Genomic DNA, 19,292 nt, shown 5'->3' on the forward strand with positions numbered 1-19,292 from the left:
TGAAGCGAGCATCTGCGCTTCAGCAACAACACCCCTCCCTCGTTTCGGGTCGCTCTCTAAAAGCAAGGCGCCAAGATACCCCAACGCCCTCGCTCGCTTTTGGGAATCAGGGATGTCACGCATCACCTTCTCGGCATAACTAAAGTGGCCAGATTCCATTAATGCTGATCCGAGATCCAGCAAAGCATGCGACTTAGAAGAGGGACTTAACGATGAAGCGAGCATCTGCGCTTCAGCAACAACACCCCTCCCTCGTTTCGGGTCGCTCTCTAAAAGCAAGGCGCCAAGATACCCCAACGCCCTCGCTCGTTCTTGGGAATCAGGGATAGTACGGGCCATCTTCTCGGCGACTTTCCAATTACCAGTTTGGGCTATCGTAATTGAATTTTCAGCCGTTGTCTTATCTCGCAACCAAGAGCGCGGCACGCCATTGAGCATCCGTTCAGCGAGTTTCGCCTGGCCAGAGCGCGCCAGCTCTATAGAAGCGTCAGCTAGTATAGCTTTCTTTGTGCGCTTATCTCTTGCTGTCTGCGCAAGGCGTTCGGCCCGCTCCGTATTACCAGCTTTACTTAAAATGCTGGCTAATTTAATTAAAGCTCTCTCTCTCCGCAAGCTCTCACCGAAGCTTAAGCCATCTTTAATGGGATTGATTATGGCTAACGCTTGTTTAGGTGATTTTTCAACCAGAGTTGCGGCTAGATGCAGTTTCGTTTCAATGCGCCACGTGTGAACATCAATAGATTCCGCTACATAATTCGATAGCTCTCCTCGCCCAGCCTCCGCCATAACAATCGCAATGTTCCTCAGTGCGTTACCTCGGTGTTCGACGTCGTCAATTTCTAGTGCTGTTAACCGAGATGATTCCCATTGCTCCGCGTGTGCCAACGCTACTGCTACATCTATGAGCGGGCCCGCCTGCCGTAGCGGGTTAGTGATGGATAGCGCAAGATTTTTTGAGCTTACAGCTATTGCAAGTGCCCGACCGCGGTCATAATTAGATATCTTCGACGAAATTGCAGTTAACACTTTGACTTGATTAGGGATATTTTCTTGAATTGAATACTTATCGTTCATGATATAGCTGCCGTCATGCTTCACCAATTTCCGATAGAGAGTATCCAATACCTTTCTCCTGTTAAGCACTCGTTCCCGCTCAATAGCAAGCATTGTCAATAGGGTTACGTTGAAATCGTGCTTGCCAATAATATCTTGAGCTGTGATGATTTCACTAATAGCCCCTGCGGCCAACATTTCCTCGGACAGCATGAGATTATGTCGTTGAGTATCTGCTGCAATTTTGCTATAACGAACGAAGTCGTCGGTGTCTAATAACATTTTCCCATACGGGTGCAGAAGATATCTTGGAGTACTCTGTGGCCAGCCCTTAGTTCTGTAATCTTCAGCCCATTCGTGAATGCCTTCTCGGTAACGCTCTAAGTCTCCAGAAAGAAGGTCTCTAGCCATTACTCGAAGAGTGTCGTGAGCAAATACGTAAGTCTCATCATTTCGATCTTTTATGCTTGTTCGCAAAGTTCGACCAAAAGAGGCCCTTACTTTTTTTCTAATTTCATAATGTGGTTGACCGGTGAGTTCGGCTAGGTTTTTACAGGACAGACTATCTTGGCATGCAGCTAGGTAGCCAATTATATCTATGTTCCCCGATTCACTCTCTAATTGAAGGAGCAGTTCATTTTCAGCTTCGATTTCAAGGTTCGTAGCATGCGGTGAAGAGATAAGTGGACGCTGTTCACAACTTCGTAGTGGGTGTTGTCCTGGAACATCGACAGGAAGGTCGGGATGAACACGGCTTGTGACCAGAACAAGAACGTTAAATGGTAAATTACGAGGTAGGAGTGCCGCAATACTTGGCCGGCCGCCACTATCCTCATCCAAACCATCGATAATTAGCAGAAGTTTATCTTCCTCATGCTCATGCACTCTTTTAGCGGCAGTTTCAATCAAGTGATGAAACTGCTCAACACGCTTGCTATTCTCTGTGGCGATTTTTCTTGGTACGCCAGCTATAAAAGAAAGCTGGTCAATCATCGATATAAGAAAAGCTTGGCTACTTGCTTCGCTAGCAGCCCGAAGCGTTATGAAGAAGGAAGCTATGCGAACGCCAGCCGGCGGGTTAAGAACAAACCAGGCAGTCAAGGCGGTTTTGCCTGCCCATGGTGGAGCATGCACTAAAAGATAGCCTTCAGTACTGGCGCAAAATTTAACCAAATCAGCTATATCATCCTCACGATCGATTAGCTCACTTGGTGCTAAGCTACGAACTCGTGCTAAATAACTAGATTCGATCAAGGGTGTTGCAGTTGGCGAAAGAGCATCGGCTAACTGTGTTTCTACACCTGGGAGATCTAGGAGCTGTATCAGCAGCTCCAACTCATGCTCATCTAGTAAGCGATACCACGAGTCAACCCTTACAGCCGCTAGGCGAGCGAACCCCTCCGTGGAGTAATGCAGGCTGATCAAGCCAATGACTAAATTTCCTGAAAAAAGTGCAGCACCGGACATCCCCTCCCATGGTGATCCATCATTGTAGGCAGGAGATGGCGGGTTACTTATGCTTACTTCCAGGCTGTTCTGTTTCTGATTGGAAAGCAGCGGAACGCTACCATTTAGATGAAAGCTATCACGATATTGTGATGGAGTCCCGTCGGGAAGTTTTCTTTCGTGATCATCGCGCAGTTTAAATCTGGGATATCCAACGGCAGAGCATGAAAGAACTGCATTTTTCCTGCCAATACGGCCAAATTCCAACTTAACTAGATCATCGTTATTGCGATACTGTATAGAGAGTACGGCGGTATCGCATTTCGAGGAAACAAAATCGATGGAGGATTCGCCTGTCCATTCATCTTCGCTATCGGCATTGAATCTGACATGGACGCTGATTGCGTTCTTAATTACATGTGCACATGTAATTACTCTGTCGGCACATACAAGATAACCCGATCCTCGCTCTCTCGATCCATCAATCAGGATAACTATAATTTCGGCAACTCGATCGGGGTCTAAGCCTGAATCAGATGCATTTTCGATTTCAGAGTCGGCAGATGACACCTCCAACTCAAACGACTCATAAAGATCAAAATCATCATGATCCATCGATCATTAACGCTCTTTCTCCCCAGACGGGCCAGAGATCCAAGGGGTAGCGGTCGAATTCGCACTCTTAGGCTGTAGAGTTAATTTTATTCGTTGTGTAGAAGATGCCGTCTCTTTTGAGCTACCATCTACGCCTAGTATCCAAAAATGAATTTTTCCGCCGACATTATCTTCTTGGGTCACTACTACGGAAAACTCAAGCTCGATTGGTCCTAGCTCAAACCGAATCTCTTCGTGTGGGGCCTCATCGACTGCCTTAGTGAGTTGCGAGCGGAGTGCTTTCACGACTGTAGTAAGTTCGATCACTTCATCCTGCGCTTCTATTGGCACCATGAACGATGAATCTTAACACTCACATCGAAGAAATGAAGTAGAACTAGCTTAGATGTTCGCGTTCAGGAACGGTTAAGCGCTACAGCCCACTAGGATCATGGAAAGATAGTCATTCACCTGCGCATATGTCGAGCGAGGATCGTCACACGGGTTCTGCAACTGCCTCGCCTCAGAACTGGGTGACTAGCTCTGAAACATAGAACGGTACGGAGAGCTAGCAGAGCACTCGGTGAGTCGGTACTGAGGAACGAAGTCCCGACTCGTCGATCGCCCCCAGCCCTGAGCCAACATTAACTGTCATCAGGCGATCGTCGGGTGCAACCGTCTGAAACCTCTGAAAGGACCATCCACTAACCCGTTGATCTATCCTCGGGCGGTGGCGCGGCCTCGGTACGGTGGCCATGGGTAGGTGCGGTGGGCAGGTGGTGCGGTGGGCGGCCCGATTTCCGCCGCCGTTCGGGACCGGCGCCCACGCCGCACGCCCGGACGGCGGGCGGGTGGAGGGCCGTGCGGCGGCGCGCCGCGCCGCCGCCTTGATACCTATGAGAACAATTCGGCAGTGATCCGGGATGGGCGACGCTCGATGCGTGAGCGGCTGGTAGAACGCTGGGTGTGGAGGATCGACGGGATCGGCTTCGGGCGTTGGGTGAGTTGCTGCGTCGGCTGCGTAAAGATGCTGAACTGACCGGTAAGGATCTGGCGTTGCGGGCTGGGGTGGCTCAGCCGACGATCTCGCGGATTGAGACGGGGCAGCTTCTTCCGGTTCCGGAGACGGTCGATCGGCTTGTCGAAGCGCTGGACCTGGACGACGTGGGCCGCGGGGAGTTGGATGCTCTGCTCGTACGGCTTCGTGATGAGGTCTCCCGTCTCAAGGGTGGGCTTGCCGGCCGGGAGGCGGCCAATGCTGCCCGGCTGCGATCGGCTCAGCGGGTGGTGTCGTTTCAATCGGCAATGATCCCGGCGTTGCTTCAGACGGCGGAGTACGCGCGGCTCGCTTTGGCCTTCGGCCGGGACGTCGACGAGGAGGATGCGGCGAAGGCTGCGGCGGTTCGGGTGGAGGCGCAAGCTGTTCTGTTCGAGTCGGGGCGTGAGTTCTCCTTCGTGTTGACGGAGGGGGCGGTTCGGACGTGGCCGGGGTCGCCGGCGTTGATGCGGGCGCAACTTGATCGATTGCTTCAGGTCTCGACGCTTCCCCATGTGGGGCTTGGGATAGTGCCGTGGTCGGTGGAGGCTCCGGGGTTCCCGCTGCATGGGTTCACGATCTATGACGGGTCGGTGAGCGTGGTGGAGAGCCTCACCGGTGATCTCACGCTGAGCGAACCGGGAGAGATCGCGGCGCACGGGGATACCTTCGAGGCGTTCGCGGCGGCGGCTGTTTATGGCGATGGGCTGCGGGATCTTTTGGCGCAGATCGGGGCGGAGTATCAGAAGTTGATGGCCCACCTCGAATAACTGACGTATTTATGCGTCGAATACCTTGAGTAGTTTCCGGGTTCGCTCATACTCTGACGGGATGGATGTATAGCCCCCTAGACGTCGGAGCCCACCATGTCGCTCTTCCGCATCTCCCGCACCTTCCTCGACTCTCCCCGATCCATCGTCGAAGCTCGCCGGTTCGTCACCGCCATGCTGAGCGGCTGGCCGGAAGCCGAAGATGCCGAACTGATCGTCAGCGAGCTGGCCACCAATGCGGTCCGGCATTCCGAGAGCGGCCGATTCGGAGGCCGGTTCACGGTGTCGATCCATACGGAAGCCGATCGGCTCTGGATCGGCGTCCTGGACGAAGGCGGCCCTCGCTCTCCTCGGGCCTTCCCACATCACGAGGATGGGGAAGACGGACGAGGGCTGATGCTGGTCACCGAACTCGCAGCGAGTTGGGGTGTGACCGGGGACGACAAAGGGCGCATCGTGTGGGCCGTCCTGGAACTGCTCCCCCAGCCGGCGGTACGGCAGTGAGCTGCCTGGCTGCTCACGTTCCGATCCCCCAAGCCGATCATGCCCGGCTTACCTGGATGGATCCGCGGCCCGGTGAGCGGTTCCGGGTGCTCGCCTGGACCTGCCACTGCCGTTCGGTCGTCTACGAGCTGTGCGCCTCGGGCGGTCAGGTCTTCCTCCGCCGGACCGTGCAGGGAACACCGCGCACCGTCCAGGAGACCAGCCGGACGCGCATGGCCGAAGGTCAGGAGCTGTGGGCGGCGATGCTGACGGGTCGCGCTCGATGACCAGGGGTGTACCGAAGCGTCGTTCAGCGATCCGGGCAGTAAGTCTAAAAACGGGTGAAACGCTTAAATCCGTACTGTCAAGGGGGATAGACGGCATTTCGTCTAGGGGTCTAGACTCGGCGGAGCACCACCGAAGGGGAACCACCGTGCCGCCGAGTGACCTTGATCGGATCGCCGCCATCGACGACCCGTACCTGTTGATCCGAACCGCGACCGAACGGCTCAGCGCCGCTCAACAGGAGGTCACCGAACTGGCCCGGCTACGGCGCCGGGTGATTCAGGAGCTACACGCCCAAGGTGTCTCCTACGCCCAGATCGCCGAACAAGCCGGGCTGTCACGCGGGCGCATTCACCAGATCAAACACACCGGACCAGCCCCGGAAGGCGCGTTCCTCGGCACGGGCCTGGTAACCGTGGTCACTCCCCTGCGGCTCGACCCGGAGAAGAAGCGGCCCGTCCTCGCCTTGGACGACATGCGCTCGGGCCAGCGCTTGGAAGAGCTCGCCAAATCCTTTGGGCTCGCCATCGCTTCAGACAACGTCACCATCGACGGTCAGATCGACCTCAACCGGCCCAATCTCGTGGTCGTCTGCGGTCCCCGCATGTCCGAGGCGATGCAGACGGCCTACGACACCGATCCCGTCATCCGCTGGGAACGCGACGACCTCGGCTGGCTGTTGCGCGACACCCGCACCGACGTCGCCTACCGGTCGGGCACCCAGGTCGTCCCGGAGCAGCCAACCGATTCGGCGTACCTCGGCCGTCTCTCCCGGCCGGACGGCAACGGCACCTTCCTAGCCATCGCCGGAATCCGTACCAACGGCTCCCTCGGCGTGGTGGACCTGCTCACCTCGGAGATCGCGACGATCTGGGGACAGGTCGGAGACCAGCGCTTCTCCACCGTGGTCAGCGTGGAGTACGACCCCGACAGCGGAGAACCGACCCGAACCAAACTTGCCAGTCCGCTCTATCGACACGAGGACGACTGACATGCGGCTCACTCTCGCCACCGAACCCGCTTACCCCGACCGGCCCAACGAAGATTTCATCGGCGCTACCCCTGACGCCATTGTTCTCCTAGACGGTGCCGGCACCCCCGCGGATCTGGAATCGGGCTGCTCCCATGGCGTCGCCTGGTATTCACACACCCTCGGCTCGACCCTTCTGGCCGGTGTAACCCAAAGCGCCGACTCCCTGACCACGATCCTCGCCGCAGGAATCAAAGCCACGGCCTCGATACACGACTTCTGCTGCGACCTCTCCCACCCCGGCTCCCCCTCGGCCACCGTGGTCATGCTCCGCCGCAGCACCGACACCCTGGACTGGCTCGTACTGGCCGACTCCGTACTCGTCCTCGACGTCCTCGATGCCAACCCCATGGTCATCTGCGACGAGCGGGAAGCCTTGACCGGTAATCGCTACCGGGGCCCGATGAACGCCGCTACCGGGGGAAGCCCGGAACACCTCCTTGCCCTGAGCCACTACATGGAGGCCATGCGCGCACACCGCAATGTCGACGGCGGATTCTGGGTCGCCGCGGTCGATCCCCTGGCCGCGGAACAGGCGCTGACCGGAACGGTGCCGGTCGACCGGGTACGGGCCGTTGCGGTCCTGAGTGACGGGGCGTCCCGGCTCGTCGACCGATTCGGCCTGGCCACCTGGCGGCAACTCCTCGACCTCCTCGACCACGACGGCCCGGCCGAGTTGATTCGCCAGGTCCGCGAGGCAGAACGCTCCGATCTGAACGGCTCCCGCTGGACGCGAGGAAAGATATTCGACGATGCCACGGCCGCCTACGGCAGGATCACCTGATGCCGTAAGCGGCACGCTGTGCTACCAGTCGTGTCGGCGGAAGACAGAGGTCATACGTAGGTGGCCGGTCGCGATCCCGACGTACATCTCGGACGTGTGGGCCAGCAACCATCCCTGACGCTCCACGCCTTCGATCAACTCGGAGATGTCCCAAGCCGTGTAAGCCTCTTTACGGAAATCGATCATCGCAATGGCTGTGAAGATCATGCGGCCTTCCGCACGCGCGAGCCGGGCATCTTCGACGATCTGCTGAACCTCGCTGTTATTCATGGCTTTCGGCACAGGGATCCGTCCTTCAGGGCCAACGCGTAGTGGTCACCACGGCGAAAAACGACCTTGCTCCGCAAAGGGTTCCGACTTAAAGCGCACGACTCTTGTTTACCCCCCTAGACAGTTGGGGAGAGAAAGCCTAGAGTTCCCCGCATAGCCCCCTAGACAATTCGCCCCGACAGAACACCTGTCACTGTCTAGGGGGATAGACGAAAGGTAGAGCCCATGGCCATCCAAGGCCCCATCCCCGTCCACTTCGGGCAGGTCTTCCCGCACGGCTGCTTCATCGTCGGTGAGGTCGAGCAGGTCAAGGACTTCGACGCCTCGTCCAAGGGCCGCACCGTCTACGCCAAGGACAAGAACACCGGAGAGCTGGTCTGGCAGGTCGCGGTCATGGACGCCGACCCCACCGTCAAGGCCGGCCAGAAGACGGTCTCGGTCAAGATCCTGTCCCCCATCCAGCCGACCGTTCCCGCTGCGCTGCCGGGCCTGCCGTTCGTACCGGTGGAGTTCGACGGCATGACCGCCACCGCCTACGTCAACCAGAACACCGGACGCCTGGCCTGGTCCATCCGAGCAACCACGATGCGTCCTCCCCGCACCGCGGCGTCCCCGGCCAAGGCATCGGCCGGTAAGGACATCGCGGCCTGACATGAAGCGGGGCCGCTGGAACTGGCATTCCGGCGGCCCCTCGGTTCTCCCCAGACGCGAATCAAGAGAGGGCTCAAGCCTAATGTTCAAAAAGCTGCCCGGTGACGAGGCTCGTACCCTCGTCACCACGACCCCCGATACCGCCGTCGTCTTCCGCCCGGCCGTGGTGCGTACCCCGGCCATCTTCACCATCACGATCTTCCTGTGGCGGCTGCTGGCCGGACTCGTCCGGCTCATCTGGCGTCACCCGATCGCGGTGGCCGTGCTCGCCGTTCCTACGGTGCTCGGTGTCCTGTACGGCTGGCAGCTCGCCGTGGTCGTCGTCACCGTTCCGCTCTCGCTGCTGGCGCCGTGGCCGTTCTTCGACAGGTCCTCGTTCAACCGCTGGATGGGTTGGCGGCTGCTGGCCTGGTGGCGGCTGGTGTGGATCTACCGGCGGCACTGGCAACCGGTGATGATCGTCTCCGGGCTCGGCCGGAACCTGCACAGCCGGGACTACCTGCCTCACATCGTGCGCGTCACCTGCACCTCGTGGGCGGACCTGGTCACGGTGAAGATGATCAGCGGACAGGCGGGCAAGGACTGGACCAACCGCATCGAGCACCTGGCCCATGGGTTCGGTGCCACCTCGTGTCGAGTCACGGTGGCCCGGTCGGGCCGGTTGCTGCTGGCCTTTCCCCGGCGTGACCCGCTGGCCACCCCCTTACCCGCGCTACCGATCCCCGAGGTGGTGTCGGTCGAGCCGGTCGAGATCGGCCGATGCGAGGACGGTACCCCGTGGCGGCTCAAAGTTCACGGCACCCATGTCCTGGTGGCCGGCGCCACCGGAGCGGGCAAGGGGTCGGTCATCTGGTCCACCATCCGTGGCCTCCTGCCTGCGGTGCGGGCGGGCCTGGCGCAGGTGTGGGCGCTGGATCCCAAGCGGATGGAACTGTCCTTCGGCCGTGCCCTGTTCGGTGACCGCTACGCCGCGAACCCGGCCGACTGCGCCGATCTGCTGGAGGCAGCCGTAAAGGTCATGCAGGAGCGGGCCGACCGGTTCGCCGGACTCCAGCGCTCCCACACCCCCACCGTCGATGACCCGTTCGTCCTGGTGGTCGTCGACGAGGTTGCCTTCTTGACCGCCTACCAATCCGACAAGGGCCTCAAGCTGCGCATCTCCGCCGCCCTGGCGACGCTCACCACCCAGGGCCGCGCGGTCGGCTTCGGCGTGATGGCCGCCCTCCAGGACCCGCGAAAAGAGGTCATGAACGTCCGCAACCTGTTCCCCGACAAGATCGCCCTTCGCCTGGATGAGTCCGAGCAGGTGGACATGGTCCTCGGCGACGGCGCACGCGACCGCGGAGCACTGGCCGATCACATCTCCCCGATCCCCGAGCAGGGCGCGGGCATCGGCTACGTCCGCCTGGAGACCTCCCCCGACCCGATCCGCGCCCGTGCCGGCTACGTCTCTGACGCCGATATCCGCGCCATGGTCGCCGACTTCGCCGAGGAGGCACACCAGTGAAGATCATCATTCAGGGCACCCTCGCCGAAATCGACACCGTCCCCTTCCGCCTCCTGGGCAACCTGTCCGACTCCCCGCCGCGCTTTGAGCTGGTGCTCTCCGACCTGATCAACATTCGACTGCGCCGTGACCCCTACAGCGCTTCCTACCGCTTCACCGCCGACGTGCTAGCCCGAGAGGAGGACATGTGACCGACACCCCCACCCCCTCGCCGGACGGCTCCAACCGCACCCTTCCCCGCCTCATCCGCGACACCCTGCCCTTCGCCCTGGACGTCGCGGTGGAGGTCACCAAGAACAACGGTGTGTGCATCCGGCCGATCGAGCTGCGGCGCCTCGACACCCACACCGGTATGACCGAGTCGTTCAACATCCCCTGCGGCGCCACCCAGGAAGCCAAATGCCCGCCATGCGCCACCCGCAACAAGCAGCTGCGTAAGGCTCAGTGTCGCGAGGGCTGGCACCTCGACCACGAACCGGTCGCCGAACCTCACCCCTCCACCGACGGCCAGCAATGGCTGATCGAGTTTCGGGCCGACGTCCAAGCCAAGCGCGACGAGGCAGAGAGGGACGGGGAAGACACCCTCGACTGGGACGAGGCCATCGCGGGCATCGACGCCGAAATCAACGCCGCGGGGATGCGCGGCAATGTCCTGGGCGGCCGGGCAACCCCGAAGCGTTCCCGCTCGACGAGGCGGCGCCAGGATGCCCCCGACCTGCCCAAGCGGGCCAAGCAGAACACCACCCTGGGGCGGACCTTCATCGCCTCTGATGGCAAGGTCTACCGACCGTCTCTGTTCGTCACGCTGACGCTTCCCTCCTACGGGCGCGTCAACAACGGCGTCCCGGTCAACCCGGCCACCTACGACTACGCTCGCGCGGCACGCGACGCGCTGCACTTCTCCAAGCTGGTGGACCGGTTCGTGCAGAACCTCCGGCGGGTGGCGGGCTATGACGTGCAGTACTTCGCCTCCGTCGAACCCCAAAAGCGCCTCGCCCCGCACCTGCACATGGCCATCCGCGGCACCATGCCCCGCGCGGAGGTCAAGGCCATCGCTGCCGCCACCTACCACCAGGTATGGTGGCCATCGGTCGACGAGGTCCGCTTCGACGGTGACCACCTGCCCATCTGGGCACCACGGGCTGAACGCGCTGAGCCCTACCCGGACGGGCAGGCCGGCGACTACCTCGACCCTGCCACCGGGGAAGTACTGCCTACCTGGGATGAGGCACTCGACCAGCTCGGCGCCAACAAGGCGGCCGAACCGCTGCACGTGGTCCGCTTCGGTGCTCAGGCCGATGTTCAGGGCGTACTGGCCGGATCGCCGGATGCCGACCAGTGCCTCATCTACTTGTCGAAGTACCTGACCAAGAGCCTCGGCGACCCCCTCGACCCTGACGACGTCGCCAACCAGGCTCGCCGTGACCACGCCACCCGCATGGTTGAAGCGCTGCGCTATGAACCCTGCTCCCCGGCGTGCGCGAACTGGCTGCGCTACGGCATCCAGCCCAAGGGCGCCAAGGCGGGCATGCTGCCAGGCCGATGCCGCGGCAAGGCACACAAGGCCGAACACCTCGGCTACGCGGGCCGTCGCATCCTGGTCTCCCGCAAGTGGTCGAACAAGACTCTGCGTGAACACAAGGCCGATCGCCGGGCCTGGGTGCTCGACATGCTCGGCCTGCCCGACGACACCGTTACCGACCCGCACCGCTACGTCTGGCGGCCGGTCTCCTCCAAGGACCCGAACCGCACCCCGCTGGCCAAACGGCTGCTGTGCGAGGTCGCCAACCGCCAGCGCACCCGCGCACGCCTGATCGAACTCCAAGCCAGAGCAGACGGACGACCGATCGAGGATCTTTCGGCAATCGGAGAGGCGGCCTGACATGGAACCACTGTTCTACCGGCCCAAGGATGCCGCCGTGATGCTCGGCATGAGCCGTACTGCCGTCTTCCGACTGATCAAATCCGGCGAACTGAAGTCGATCAAAGACGAGGGATACCGGCTGGTCCCCCGGTGGGCGCTCCACGAGTTCGCCCATGCACTGGAGGCCAAGGCGGGGCTCTCCCAGGACGAGGCGGCGTGATGGCGAAGAAGCCGGATGGCCGGTCCTCGATCTACTTCGGCAACGACGGCTACTGGCACGGCTGGGTCACTTTGGGCATCAAGCCGGACGGCTCCCTCGACCGTCGTCACCGGATGGCCACGACTGAGGCCGAAGTGACCCGCAAGGTGCGGGAGCTGGAGAACAACCGGGAATCCGGACAGGTCACCAAGCCCGGCCGTGCGCCCACCGTCGCCGAGTGGATGACCGAGTATCTCGACGTGATCTGTGAGCGGCTCGTGATCTCCGGCAAGATGGCGCCGCGCACGCTGACGGACTACCGGTCCAAGACGCGTCACTGGATCATTCCGCTGCTCGGACGGCATCGGCTCAACCGGCTCGCTCCCGAACACCTCGACACGGCTTACACCACGATGCTTGAGAAGAACCTCTCGACCAGCACCGTTCTCAAGGTTCATCGCATCCTGTCGCGGGCGCTGACCATCGCGGTGCGCCGCAACAAGCTCACACGGAACGTCGCGACTCTGGTCGACGCCCCCTCGGCAGCCTCCACCGAGATCGAACCGCTGAGCCGCGAAGAGGCCCGCGACATCCTCGACGTGGCCGGCACCCGGCGGAACGGGGCGCGCTGGTCGGTCGCTCTGGCTCTCGGCATCCGCCAGGGCGAGGCGCTCGGACTCCGCTGGCAGTACGTCGACCTGGAGACCGGAGTGATCAGGGCGTGGTTCCAGATCCAGCGCACCGAATGGCAACACGGGTGCGCCGATCCCCATAAATGCGGGGAGAAGTGGCATCGCTGGCCCTGCAAAAAGAAGTGCAGTGATCACGGACACAACCCCGGCTGCAAGGAGGGTTGCAAGAAGCAGGGGCACACCTGTTTCAAGAGGACCTGTCTCAAGGACTGTACGAGCCACGCCGACAGGTGCCCGAAACGCACGGGCGGGGGCATCGTCTTCCGCCAGCGAAAAGGCAAGAGCAAGCTCACCCTTCAATGCCCTCCCGAGTTGCTCGCGCTCCTCAAGGCACACCGCAAGATCCAGACTGCGGAGCGTCTCAAGGCGGGGGAACGCTGGGAGGATCACGATCTCGTGTTCGCCACCCGCCATGGCGGTCCGATCGAGCGCACCGAAGACTGGAAGGTGTGGAAAACCATCCTCAAGCAGGCCGGGGTTCGGGACGTCCGGGTGCACGACGCTCGCCACACCACCGCGACGCTGCTCATCGAGCAAGGGGTGAACATCCGGGTCGTTCAGGAGGTCCTGGGCCACACGAGGGTGACCACGACCGAGCGTTATGCACATGTGTCCACACCGCTCATGCGCGACGCCGGCGAGCGCCTGGCCTCGGCGCTCTGGGGGGAGTCCTGAACCCTCGTTGCAACTAGGACTGCAACTATGAGGCACTTAGAGATCAAAAAGGCCCTCTCCCCGTATCTCGGGAGAGGGCCTCTGACCTGCGGAGGCTCGGGGATTTGAACCCCGGATGGGCGGTAAACCCAAACCGCATTAGCAGTGCGGCGCCATAGACCTGACTAGGCGAAGCCTCCTGGTTGCCGTTCGGCTCAGCACAGAGTACCGGCCATCAGGCAAGGCGGCAAAGCGGTTGACGATCGCGTCTCGGGCAAGAGTTGGGGGAGAGTTATCCACAAGTGGTGGATAACTCTCCCCGACCCTGTGGACAAACCGAGAAGTCCGCAGATGAGCACGGTGGAAATCCTGTGGATTCCCAGTTTGCGAGACGCTACATCTCAACGAGTGAACACCATTGAGGCCCCTCGCCGCCCGGCGGGACGGGAGAGACCTCGGGTGGTCACGGAGATCAGGCGGCCGGGTTGGCCTCGCCCTCGATCTCAATCTTGATCTTCTTGCCGACCAGGACGCCGCCGGTCTCCAGCGCCTGGTTCCAGGTCAGGCCGAACTCCTCGCGGTCGATCTCGGCCTTGATCGAGTAGCCCCAGACGTCCTGGCCCCACGGGTTGGTGCCGGCGCCGCCGTACTCGACGGTGAGCTCGACCGGCTTGGTGACGTCGCGGATGGTGAGGTCACCGACGAGGGTGAACTCGTCACCGGAGTGGCCGACGACGCGGGTGCTGCGGAAGGTCAGCTCCGGGAACTTGTCGGCGGAGAGGAAGTCGTCGCTGCGCAGGTGGCCGTCGCGGTCGGGAGCGCCGGTGGTGATGCTCGCGGCCTTGATCGAGAGCTGCGCGGAGGAGTCCAGGGGGTTCTCGGCGATGGTGACGGTACCGGCGAACTCGTTGAAGTGACCGCGGACCTTGCTCACCATCATGTGCTTGACGACGAAGCCGATCTGGGTGTGGGCGACGTCCAGAGCGTAGGTGCCCGGGGCGGGGATCTGAAGGTTCTCCCAGGTCCGAGTGGTCATTTTCTGCTCCCGAAGAGATGCTTGCTGAGTGGATGCTTGCGTCAACAGATTTCTACACGAGGAATATTCCTCTCGTCAACTACTGTCGGGTAGGGTGTGAGCGTGAACCACTTCGACGACTCCCGGCTGACGGCGATGGGCCTCCTTGCCGAGGTCTACGCCGGTATCTCAGCGAAGACGCACGAGTCCTTCGCCGCCGCGAAGCTCTCAGAGATCGACTTCGAGACGTTGATAAGGCTCGCGCGCTCGCCACAGGGGCGGCTGCGGATGAGCGACCTGGCCGCGCAGACGGGTCTGTCCACGAGCGGGACGACCCGGGTCGTCGACCGGCTGGAGCGCGAGGGGCTGGTCACGAGGCAGGCGTGCCCCACCGACCGGCGGGCCTCCTACGCGGTGATCACCGACGCCGGCACCGACCGGCTCGGCGGCGTCCTCCCGCAGCACCTGATCGACATCGACACCTGGTTCACCGGGCTGCTGCCTCCCGCGGAGCTCGACACCTTCCTCGGCACCCTGAGGACCATCCGCGACGCCGTGCGACCGTGCGCCACCGCGGGGGCGGAGAGCCTCCGTCCGGAGGAGAGCGCGCTCATCCCGTCCGAGTGACGCGGCCATCCATCCGGTACGAGGTCCGCGACAAGTTCCGCGGGAGTCCCATACGAGTTCCGCGCAAGTCCTCTCATATCCCCTCATCTCCCCTCATGTTCCCCGCGAATACGCGGGTTTTGTTGAGACTCGGGGACGGCCGACAGGGGCTCTCCGTACGGGCGAACCGGCAGAGGTTCCGTACGGGCGAACCAGCAAGAGGTTCCCCGCAGGGGAACAGCCACAAAGCCGGTGAGCGGGCGAGGGCCCGGCCACCGCGTCAGACCTGCGGTTCCAGGTGTCGCGGCTCAGAGGTGAGGTCGCCCCGGAGTTTGGCCATTCCCCGGGAGACCGTGCTCTTGACCGTCCCGACGCTGATGCCCAGGGCCTTGGCGATCTCCGGCTCGGTCATGTCCTCGTAGTAGCGCAGGACGACGGCGGTCCGCATCCGGACGGGCAGCCGGTCGAGGGCCTGCTCGACGCGCTCGGGAAGGTGCTGGGCGCCCGCGACGACCGGCTCGGGGAGTTCGCCCGACGGATACTCCTCCAGCTTGCGCCGCCGCCACCAGGAGATGTTGATATTGACCATCGCCCGGCGTACGTAGCAGTCCAGGGCGGTGCGGTCCTGGATGCGGTCCCAGGCGAGGTAGGTCTTCACCAGCGCCGCCTGCAACAGGTCCTCGGCGTCGCTCGGGTGCCCGGTGAGCCGGTGGGCGGCACGCAGCAGCGCGGGGCCGCGAGCAACGACATACTCGCGGAACTCCTCGTCGGTTCCGCCGGCCACCGTGATCACCAGCCTGAGCTCCAGGTGCGTATGGTCGTCAGAATCGCAGCCGGAACCCATACTGCGGCTGAACCGAAATCTATATTTCATCCCATCAACGGTAAAGATCAGCTTCGATGGGCGATGAGGCCAGCAAGAAGCATTAGATAGCGGTTTGTCATCGGGCGGACACCAATGCGTTCTACCAGGGAGGGGAACTTTAGTACCCGGTTGGACACCTGCCGTGATTATTGGTGGAGCGGACAGCGGGATTCCGCGAAGCGTGTGACGCTGGCTGCGACACCTCGCAGAATTGGGGAGCGACGATGCCCTATCGCAGCGCCGATCGCCGCCGTACGCTGGCGGCCGCCGCGCTTGGCCGGACCGTCCAGGAGCCGGGCCCCCTCCCCGCCGAAGGCGAGCCCTTCCACGCGGTCAGCGGCACGATCCTCGACGTCAGCCCGCACCTGATCGTCATCGACACCCCGACCGGCGACGAGGAACGGCTCGTCATCGCCCCCTGGGCGACCGCCTGGCGCGGGGAGGCCGTCAACCCCGCCGACCTCCCCCGCGGGTCCAACGTGATCATCAAGGCGCTGCGGGCCGGCCGGGTCGTGGACCGGATCTGGGCGGACATCACCAGGATCACCGGGGTGATCCAGTCGATCGGCTCCGAGGGCAAGGACCACGTCGTGGAGCTGTACTGCGGGCCGCACCGCGGGCGGCGCACGATCGTCATCCCCTACCGGTCCTCCGGGCGGCTGCGGGTCAGGCACCCGCAGTTCGAGCCCGGCTACCTGTTCGACGCCATCGGGGTCCGCGAGGACGGCACGGCACTGGCGCGGCTACCGGCGACCTCGCAGCCGCCCTACCGGTGGACGGCCGTGCCGCCGCCGCCCCCCGGCTACGTCGGCGTTCAGTCGCGGATCTCGGGCACGGCCACCTGGTCGGACACCTTCGACTGCGGGGAGCAGGGGGTGGCGTACCCCATGCTGGAACGGGCCGACACGGCGTGCGACGACACCGGGGTGTCCTGCGCCGGTCTGCCCTACCTGGCGCTGGGGTCGATGCTCAACGTGCGCAACGTGTGCGCCGGGCGCACCTCGGTCCTGCCGATCGTGGCGTGCGGCTGCCTGGCCGGGCGCTTCTGCGACCGGTGCCTGGAGTGCGGCACCTCGCCGCGCGGCCGGATCCTTGAACTGTCCCCGAGCTCCTTCGTGGAACTCGGCGGAGACCTGACCACCGGGTGCTTCAACGCCCGGCTTGGAATGGGGTGACGCAGATGCTGACGACGATCGCCGCCGCGCAGTTGCCGGTCGTGTTCCTGCTGCTGGCCGCGGGTACGGTCGCGAAGATCTGGACGGCCGCGCGCGAGACCGAACCGGGCATGCTGAGCAGGCTGGGACCGGCCGTGCTGGTGCCCGAGCGCTGGCGCGGGCCCGCGATGGTGGGCTGCGCGCTCGGGGAGCTGTTCCTGGCGAGCGGGCTGCTGCTGACCGGCCATCCGTTCTTCCGGTGGGGGATCGGCGGGTTCTTCGCGGTCTCCACCTACGTCCTGTGGGAGCTGCGGCGCCGTCGCCCGGACGCGGGCTGCGGCTGCTTCGGCGAGGTGAGCGCGCTCCCGGTGGGCCGGCGGTCGCTGGGCCGCACCATGGTGCTGACGGCGATGTCCCTGGGACTGGTCTGGACCCCGGCGGTTCCCGGCTGGGCGGCGATGGCGGACCTGACCTGGACGCACGCGCCGGCCGTGCTCGCGGGACTGCTGGTGCTCGCCACGCTCTCGCCGGAGATCGAGGAGACGGTCGCGAGGCTCCGCTATCGGGCTCCCTGCGAGCAGCGCCGCCTCGACCCGGCCACCGCGCTCGGGCGGCTGCGGTCGAGCACGGTCTGGCGCTCGCACGAGGGAATGTTGTCGAGCAGGGAGCCGGTCGACAGCTGGCGGGAGCTGTGCTGGCGGTTCTTCGTCTATCCGGGCAGCAGCCACGCGGGCGACCCGGTCGACGTGGTCTTCGCGGTCTATCTGAGCGGGCGGCACCCGGCGGTGCGGGTCGCGATGGTCGGCTCGGACGGGCAGCCGGTGGAGACCGGGGCTGTTGCCGAATCTCTGCCGATATCGGCTGGACACTAGAGAACCCTAGATTTCCCTAGGGTTCTCCAGGGCAGCATGATTGAGCTCTATATGGCTCTCTAGCTTCCCCACTAGAGAGCCATATAGAGGGCTAGGGGCTCCCCCGCATCATATCGAACAAATGTTCAGTCAGACCGGTTGTGAACGCAGGAACTTTCCGAAGTGCGGCACGGTGAACGCGATCAGCCCGCGTTCGGCGCTGTAGATCAGGCCCTTCTTGATGAGGCTGTCGCGAGCCGGGGAGAGGCTCGACGGCTTGCGGCCGAGCCCCTCGGCCACCTCGGCGGTGGCGACGGGCTCGTCGCCGATGGCGGCCATGGCGTGCATGTAGTCGCGCTCGGCGGGAGTGGCCCGCTCGTAGCGGCTGCCGAAGAAGCCGACCGCGAGCTCCTCCTCGGCCTCCGGCGCGGAGACCCTGATGTCGTCGGCGGTGATCGGGCTGCGCAGCGCCAGGTCCCAGGCGACCTTGCCGTACGCCTGGACGAAATAGGGGTAGCCGTCGGCGGCGACGTAGAGGGCGTCGAGGGCGTCCTGGGTGAACTCCACGCCCTCGCTCTCGGCCGGGGCGATGAGCGCAAGGTCCGCCGCCTCGCGGTCGAGACGGTCGATCCTGGCGTAGCGGAAGAGCCGCTCGGAGTAGCTCTTGCTCGCCGACAGCACGCTGGGCAGGTGCGGCAGCCCCGCGCCGACCACGATCAGCGGGCCGCCGCTCTGGGAGAGCTCGTGGCAGGCCGCGCAGAGCGCCGAGACGTCGGGGGCCTGCACGTCCTGCATCTCGTCGATGAACAGCGCGATGCCGACCCCCAGGTCGGTGGCGACCGCGGCGGCGTCGACGAACAGCTCGGTGAGGTCGATCTCCAGGTCTCCCGAGTCGGCGCGCCCCCGGCCCGCGGGCACGTCGATCGCGGGCGACCAGTGCGAGGTGCCCTTGGCCGCGGACGGGTCGCGCATCGCGAACGCCTTGAGCACGCCGAGGAACTCCTCGATGCGCTCGGGCGCCCGGTGCCTCGGGGCCAGCTCCCTGACCGCCATGTGCAGGGCGGCGGCCACCGGCCGCCGGATCGACTGGTCGGGCCTGGCCTCGATCTTGCCGGTGCCCCACAGCCGCTGCATCGCCATCGACTTGAAGGTGTTGAGCAGGACGGTCTTGCCCACGCCGCGCAGGCCGGTGACCACCATGCTGCGCTCGGGGCGCCCACGGGCCACTCGTTCGAGAACGATCTCGAACTGCTGCAGCTCGCGGTCGCGGCCGGCGAGCTCTGGGGGGCGCTGTCCGGCACCGGGAGCGTAGGGATTGCGCACGGGGTCCACGCTCTCGGACTTTATGACGGGATATAGCGGCCGGCTTAGAATTCCGTAGAAAGTGCTACGGCGTGTCGCGCCGCGCTCCGCCGGAGACCCGGACGACGGGGGGCGCACCGTCGGCGGCACCGCGAGCATCGCCATGACACACCCCTCACCT

The 19,292-nt window shown here is 63.2% G+C and carries 20 protein-coding genes and 1 tRNA gene; 14 read left to right on the forward strand and 7 right to left on the reverse strand.

Features of this window, described 5'->3' with window-relative positions; all coding sequences use genetic code 11:
* Positions 1-3,114, reverse strand: a 3,114-nt coding sequence (locus tag ABT053_RS09530; protein ID WP_350968462.1) for a P-loop domain-containing protein, incomplete at its 3' end; no start/stop codon positions are given.
* 6 nt (positions 3,115-3,120) lie between these two features.
* A complete protein-coding gene (locus tag ABT053_RS09535; protein WP_350968463.1) occupies positions 3,121-3,447 on the reverse strand; it encodes a trypco2 family protein in 327 nt (108 codons plus the stop codon).
* A gap of 642 nt (positions 3,448-4,089) precedes the next feature.
* Here ABT053_RS09535 and ABT053_RS09540 point away from each other — a divergent pair.
* The 5 genes from ABT053_RS09540 (at position 4,090) to ABT053_RS09560 (ending at position 7,481) form a co-directional block, all read left to right on the forward strand.
* On the forward strand, positions 4,090-4,899 hold the full coding sequence (locus ABT053_RS09540; RefSeq protein WP_350968464.1) for a helix-turn-helix domain-containing protein: 810 nt from the start codon (positions 4,090-4,092) through the stop codon (positions 4,897-4,899).
* Between the two features lie 96 nt (positions 4,900-4,995).
* Positions 4,996-5,403 carry an ATP-binding protein gene (locus ABT053_RS09545; protein ID WP_350968465.1) on the forward strand — a complete coding sequence of 136 codons (408 nt, stop codon included), beginning with the start codon at positions 4,996-4,998 and terminating at the stop codon, positions 5,401-5,403.
* Between the two features lie 56 nt (positions 5,404-5,459).
* Positions 5,460-5,669: a hypothetical protein gene (locus ABT053_RS09550; protein ID WP_350968466.1), complete on the forward strand. Its 210-nt coding sequence runs from the start codon at positions 5,460-5,462 to the stop codon at positions 5,667-5,669.
* Between the two features lie 146 nt (positions 5,670-5,815).
* Positions 5,816-6,658 carry a sigma factor-like helix-turn-helix DNA-binding protein gene (locus ABT053_RS09555; protein WP_350968467.1) on the forward strand — a complete coding sequence of 281 codons (843 nt, stop codon included), beginning with the start codon at positions 5,816-5,818 and terminating at the stop codon, positions 6,656-6,658.
* Position 6,659: 1 nt separating this feature from the next.
* Positions 6,660-7,481, forward strand: coding sequence for an integrase (locus tag ABT053_RS09560; protein ID WP_350968468.1), 822 nt, complete (start codon positions 6,660-6,662; stop codon positions 7,479-7,481).
* 21 nt (positions 7,482-7,502) lie between these two features.
* On the opposite strand, the gene ABT053_RS09565 is transcribed toward ABT053_RS09560, so the two are convergent.
* Positions 7,503-7,763 carry a hypothetical protein gene (locus ABT053_RS09565; RefSeq protein ID WP_350968469.1) on the reverse strand — a complete coding sequence of 87 codons (261 nt, stop codon included), beginning with the start codon at positions 7,761-7,763 and terminating at the stop codon, positions 7,503-7,505.
* Positions 7,764-7,976: 213 nt separating this feature from the next.
* Between ABT053_RS09565 and ABT053_RS09570 the strand changes: the two genes are divergently transcribed.
* The 6 genes from ABT053_RS09570 (at position 7,977) to ABT053_RS09595 (ending at position 13,339) form a co-directional block, all read left to right on the forward strand.
* The gene (locus ABT053_RS09570) at positions 7,977-8,402 is read left to right on the forward strand and encodes a plasmid replication, integration and excision activator (RefSeq protein WP_350968470.1); all 426 of its coding nucleotides are present in this window, start codon (positions 7,977-7,979) and stop codon (positions 8,400-8,402) included.
* An 82-nt stretch (positions 8,403-8,484) separates the two neighbouring features.
* Positions 8,485-9,909 carry an FtsK/SpoIIIE domain-containing protein gene (locus ABT053_RS09575; RefSeq protein ID WP_350968471.1) on the forward strand — a complete coding sequence of 475 codons (1,425 nt, stop codon included), beginning with the start codon at positions 8,485-8,487 and terminating at the stop codon, positions 9,907-9,909.
* A complete protein-coding gene (locus ABT053_RS09580; RefSeq protein ID WP_350968472.1) occupies positions 9,906-10,100 on the forward strand; it encodes a hypothetical protein in 195 nt (64 codons plus the stop codon). Before ABT053_RS09575 ends, ABT053_RS09580 begins: the two co-directional genes overlap by 4 nt.
* Entirely contained in the window at positions 10,097-11,791 is a 1,695-nt protein-coding gene (locus ABT053_RS09585; protein WP_350968473.1) for a replication initiator, read from the forward strand. Before ABT053_RS09580 ends, ABT053_RS09585 begins: the two co-directional genes overlap by 4 nt.
* Position 11,792: 1 nt before the next feature.
* Entirely contained in the window at positions 11,793-11,993 is a 201-nt protein-coding gene (locus ABT053_RS09590; RefSeq protein ID WP_350968474.1) for a helix-turn-helix domain-containing protein, read from the forward strand.
* A complete protein-coding gene (locus ABT053_RS09595) occupies positions 11,993-13,339 on the forward strand; it encodes a tyrosine-type recombinase/integrase (protein ID WP_350968475.1) in 1,347 nt (448 codons plus the stop codon). Before ABT053_RS09590 ends, ABT053_RS09595 begins: the two co-directional genes overlap by 1 nt.
* Before the next feature lie 89 nt (positions 13,340-13,428).
* Here the strand turns inward: ABT053_RS09595 and ABT053_RS09600 are convergent.
* Positions 13,429-13,518: transfer RNA gene (locus ABT053_RS09600), tRNA-Ser, on the reverse strand.
* Positions 13,519-13,790: 272 nt separating this feature from the next.
* On the reverse strand, positions 13,791-14,354 hold the full coding sequence (locus tag ABT053_RS09605) for a YceI family protein (RefSeq protein ID WP_350968476.1): 564 nt from the start codon (positions 14,352-14,354) through the stop codon (positions 13,791-13,793).
* A 102-nt stretch (positions 14,355-14,456) separates the two neighbouring features.
* Between ABT053_RS09605 and ABT053_RS09610 the strand changes: the two genes are divergently transcribed.
* Positions 14,457-14,960 carry a MarR family winged helix-turn-helix transcriptional regulator gene (locus ABT053_RS09610; protein WP_350968477.1) on the forward strand — a complete coding sequence of 168 codons (504 nt, stop codon included), beginning with the start codon at positions 14,457-14,459 and terminating at the stop codon, positions 14,958-14,960.
* Positions 14,961-15,219: 259 nt separating this feature from the next.
* Here the strand turns inward: ABT053_RS09610 and ABT053_RS09615 are convergent, their stop codons facing one another.
* Positions 15,220-15,813, reverse strand: coding sequence for a SigE family RNA polymerase sigma factor (locus ABT053_RS09615; protein ID WP_350968478.1), 594 nt, complete (start codon positions 15,811-15,813; stop codon positions 15,220-15,222).
* 215 nt (positions 15,814-16,028) lie between these two features.
* Between ABT053_RS09615 and ABT053_RS09620 the strand changes: the two genes are divergently transcribed.
* Both ABT053_RS09620 and ABT053_RS09625 read left to right on the forward strand, forming a co-directional pair.
* Positions 16,029-16,979 carry a hypothetical protein gene (locus ABT053_RS09620; RefSeq protein ID WP_350968479.1) on the forward strand — a complete coding sequence of 317 codons (951 nt, stop codon included), beginning with the start codon at positions 16,029-16,031 and terminating at the stop codon, positions 16,977-16,979.
* Positions 16,980-16,984: 5 nt separating this feature from the next.
* On the forward strand, positions 16,985-17,830 hold the full coding sequence (locus ABT053_RS09625) for a MauE/DoxX family redox-associated membrane protein (RefSeq protein ID WP_350968480.1): 846 nt from the start codon (positions 16,985-16,987) through the stop codon (positions 17,828-17,830).
* 129 nt (positions 17,831-17,959) lie between these two features.
* Here the strand turns inward: ABT053_RS09625 and ABT053_RS09630 are convergent, their stop codons facing one another.
* Entirely contained in the window at positions 17,960-19,132 is a 1,173-nt protein-coding gene (locus tag ABT053_RS09630; RefSeq protein ID WP_425581868.1) for a DUF8462 domain-containing protein, read from the reverse strand.
* Positions 19,133-19,292: the final 160 nt, after the last annotated feature.

It is taken from the genome of Streptosporangium sp. NPDC002524 (assembly GCF_040295985.1).
Lineage (GTDB): Bacteria > Actinomycetota > Actinomycetes > Streptosporangiales > Streptosporangiaceae > Streptosporangium.